Here is a 4,042-nt window from a genome sequence, read left to right as displayed (position 1 = left end):
AATATCGCAGGTTTGTTAACATGAGATGTACTAGTTAAGTTAACATGCTCTGATACAATCAGTTCAAAACCATTGAGATTTAATATAGTTTCCCCAGACTCAGAAGATCCTCCAGAAGTATGACCAGATATTTGAACTGTTTTAGCTTGCGCATTTGCTGTTAATGTGACAGTATATCTATCATTTATAACAACATCATCATTTATTCCCGGAAAACTACCACAACCTGTACCTGTACAATTCCAAGTGTTTGGATCATTCCAATTCCCACTCGCCTTTGATGTGTAAGAAGCATCAGTAAAATGGGTCTCAGCAAAGCTGCCTTGATTTCCATTTGCTGTAACAAATAGAGTTTTTCCCAAATGATGTTGCTGTGTAACAAAATCTTTTGTGGACATATTCCCATTTGCATCGGCAGTGGCTTGAATCAATATATTAGGGTTATGAGTAGGGATTTCCCTGATGCTCAATTCCACCAATTCCCCCGGCTGCCAGCCGTAACCTGTAATGTGTACCGTATCACCTGGCTGGTAATCGGATTTGTCGGTTTGGATCACCGTCTGGGCATTGGTAGCCTCTCCAAACAGCATCAATCCGGCCAACATGGGCAGGAAGAGCAGTAGGCGCATGGTTTGCAGTACTTGTTCTTTCATAGTAAAGGGAATTAAAAATTATGGATGATATAGATTATTTTATTTTTTAAATGGGTGATCAAGGTTGTGAGATAGTCTGTTTTACCAAGAGCATAGTCATCCTTGTCTGTCGTCTCCGTGGGTTCGGACCCAGGGGCGTGGCTTTGTACAAAGACCGGCACTGCTAGGTAGTTGAACACAAAAGCCATCAAAAGAAAAATTTTTGATTTCATAGTATTTTGGGTTAAAAATTTTGTTTCAAATAATAAAATCACTTGCAATACATAGGTCAAACAACATGCTCAAACAAATCACACCTTTGTATTTCGAATCAAATAAAAAGATTTTTACATATAAAAAAAAGATCTATGTTATTTTTTTTGAAAAATTTAATATTACCATAATATTGGATATTTAATATTTTTTAACAGAAAAAAAATATTAAGAAAGTTTTGCGAATGAAAAATGTTAACAAATAATGTTTGGGGTTTATTAAAAAGTAATTTAATCCTGGAATAAAAAAAAATATTTTTTTCAAAGTTCATGCTCATAATGTCTTTTTCAAGTCAAATCAGTAAGATGGCATCTTTTAATCTATTGAATTTGATAATCAAACTTGGCCAATCATTTGTTAAAATAATGGTGTTGACTAATCACACTAAAAAAGGCTTTCCAAAATTTGGAAAGCCTTTTAAAGGAAGAATTATTTTGATCAATCAATACCTTGCAGGATCGAGAGATCTGATTTCCCGAATAGATTTATCAATTGTATTGATCCTTGCTGATTTCAGTTCGGATATCGGTGCTGTATCAATTTGAGCCACACCTCCAAGCACCAAATTATTGGCTATGTTGTAAAACAAGGGGAAATCATTGGGACCCAATTCAATGACAGAGGCACAGGCTACAGTTAAGTTGGTCATATCTCTTGTGATTGGATGTGGTCTTAAGGAACTAGCAGGTAGAATCGGATGAAGACCATCATCATCAAGGCAATCTACGGCCTGCCCAACGTTCCGCATGACAGCCCCCATATTGATCAAAAACTGATTTTCGACCTGGATTCCGGTAGAACCATAAAAAGTACTATGTTCTCCTACAAATACAATCCTTCCTCCTTCTTCACCAAATTTCTTCAGTTCATTGATTTCCCCTAAAGTAAATGCTACTGTCGGCATATATAAAAAGAGGATTTTCACATCTGAGGGAATATTAATAAGACTTCCGGGACTGGAAAAAACAGATTCAATTGCAAATCCTTCACCGGTAATAGCATTCCTGAAAGGAATGAAGGTGTAATTTCCTGTCCCTGTTGTACATGGGGTAAATGAATTTCCTCCCACCGCATTTCTTCCACAATCAAACCAGACTTTTTTTCCGGAGGACCTGATTCCCGGGGCATCATAGTTGAGGAAGTTTTTGACAAGAAGAACATTGTTGGGATTTCTCATCGCCACATCATCAAAGATATTGATGTCGTTGAATACCACAACATCCCTTCCCGGTCTCGGCGCATCATCTGCCACTTCCTGAACGAAAAGGGAAGCCGTACCTATAACATCCTGCACCTGGGCTTTGATGGGGCTAAATCCAAATTGCAGGCCCTTGGCCAATCCATTTTGGTTGATGGATGCCACGCTGGAATTACCTACAAACCATGATATCTTTTGGTTTTCCAATACCTCATCATAGAAATTGTAGACTATTGCCGTAAACTGCTGCTCGCCATCTATCAATACAGTAGCTTCCTCCGGCAATACCTCTATCCTTGCCGGACAGATTTTGTCCTCAATCCTGAAATCAATTTTGAAAGATTGGTTTTGAACTAAAGGAATGATGCCAGAATTCAAGGGTTTTGTCTTTGCAGGTACAATTCCAACATCGACAAAACCCAAAACCCTGGAGCCTACTTTGACCCTGATCCTGTAGATTTTGCCCAACACCGCTTTGAGTTCAGAAGTATTCCAGGTTGCCGAATAAAATTCCTCTGACTCATTTACAGCAATCAAATTGGTTCCGTTACCTCCGCGTCTGAATGTGGCCAGGACATTTTCAAAGTTAAAATCATCACTTATTTCAACCACAGGTTGAAGGTTGGGATGAAATCTACCGTTGTATTTGGGAGTTTTGCCCACTGTTGGGGCCAGGAAATAAAACTCATCTATCCCATCGTTTGCGGCATCGGAAATACCGATTTTGCCATGATTGAGGGATAGGGAATTTGCCAGAATTTCAATGTCATTGGACATGTCGTCATCATTGACAAAATTCTCTGTACAAGCAGCTATCAATAGGATGAAGCTGCAAAGGATGAAAAACGGAAAATACCATTTAAAATTTTCCATTTTTGGTACGGTGGTTTTTTTATTAATCATAATTACTTGGGGTTAAAAGTTTTACAGAAGAGAATAATCAGTGGAATGAAATACAATTAATTATATGAAAGTAACGTTTTATTGGTTAAAAAAAAATACCCCAAAAGAGGTATTTTATTTCTTGGCAAAAAATTAACCCTGATCTATAGCTCTTTATGGGCAATTTATCCATATTGAATTAAAAGTAGCCGAAAAAGTCGATTTTGAACTTGAATTGCTATCAAGGTATTTAAATATATAAATGCCGGATTTTGATAAGAAGGCACAAAAAAAGGGAGACTTTCGCCTCCCTTCTTTCCATTTAAGTGTAGATTATTACTTCGTCACCTTATCCACTTCAGACTTGGCTTTTTTGGCCAATTTATCGACCTCATCACTGACGTCGGATACTTTTTTGGTTAATGTGTCAAAGAAGGTATTCAGTTTGCCGGAAGCTTCATCAAGATACTCCCCGCTTTTTTTGGTGATTTTCTTTCTTGTCACCTCACCTTTTTCAGGTGCTACCAATATACCGATTTGGACGCCGATTGCGGCACCTACCAATGCTCCTAAAACAAATTTTGTTGAACTCATAGATTTAGTTTTTATAGTTTGAAAATATTAAAGGTTTTGATGTTGAATATTTAAAATTAATCAATAATCAATCCAAAATAAACAACAGGTCTATATTTTGTTACGCAATTGAAAATTTGTTGTTGTGGGAATGGGGAATTTAAGAGGTGAGAAGTGAGATATGAGATTTGAGAAGAGAGATATGAGATGTGAGAGGCAAGAATCAAGAAACAAGAAACGAGAAACGAGAGGCGAGATCTGCACAGCGGATCATTCGTGCCTTCCAACGACATAAATCGGAGAATCTGTCATGCTGACGTAGAAAGCATCTTACGTGGATCCGAAAATGATTAAATAAACATAAATAGGACCTCTGGAGATTCTTCGTGCCTTACCAATGACAGATTTATAAATTGCCCCTCGGCAAGCTCGGGGACCGGATGATTTGGTTTGTAAAGGTGGGGGTTGGGAAATGCGGCGCCG

Annotated in this window: 3 protein-coding genes and 1 pseudogene; all 4 read right to left on the bottom strand. The window is 37.9% G+C overall.

The genetic code is table 11. The annotated features are described in order from the left end of the window. Positions 1–653, bottom strand: a pseudogene (locus ACEW8O_RS17455) (hypothetical protein); the annotation flags it as partial. An 11-nt stretch (positions 654–664) separates the two neighbouring features. After that, a complete protein-coding gene (locus tag ACEW8O_RS17450) occupies positions 665–865 on the bottom strand; it encodes a hypothetical protein (protein WP_373495910.1) in 201 nt (66 codons plus the stop codon). Positions 866–1,348: 483 nt separating this feature from the next. Further along, entirely contained in the window at positions 1,349–3,007 is a 1,659-nt protein-coding gene (locus tag ACEW8O_RS17445) for an Ig-like domain-containing protein (RefSeq protein ID WP_373495909.1), read from the bottom strand. 315 nt (positions 3,008–3,322) lie between these two features. Beyond that, a complete protein-coding gene (locus tag ACEW8O_RS17440) occupies positions 3,323–3,580 on the bottom strand; it encodes a YtxH domain-containing protein (protein WP_373495908.1) in 258 nt (85 codons plus the stop codon). Between the last annotated feature and the right edge of the window lie 462 nt (positions 3,581–4,042).

The sequence above is a fragment of the Aquiflexum sp. genome (genome assembly GCF_041749095.1).
In the GTDB taxonomy this organism is placed as follows: domain Bacteria; phylum Bacteroidota; class Bacteroidia; order Cytophagales; family Cyclobacteriaceae; genus Aquiflexum.
Note: the sequence above shows the minus strand (reverse complement) of the source record. Positions and strands in the feature narration are given on the sequence as shown.

Bases quoted from the DNA above. Each gene is read 5' to 3' on its own strand.
- ACEW8O_RS17445 (WP_373495909.1), bottom strand. From the start codon at position 3,007: ATGATTAATAAAAAAACCACCGTACCAAAAATGGAAAATTTTAAATGG.
- ACEW8O_RS17450 (WP_373495910.1), bottom strand. From the start codon at position 865: ATGAAATCAAAAATTTTTCTTTTGATGGCTTTTGTGTTCAACTACCTA.
- ACEW8O_RS17440 (WP_373495908.1), bottom strand. From the start codon at position 3,580: ATGAGTTCAACAAAATTTGTTTTAGGAGCATTGGTAGGTGCCGCAATC.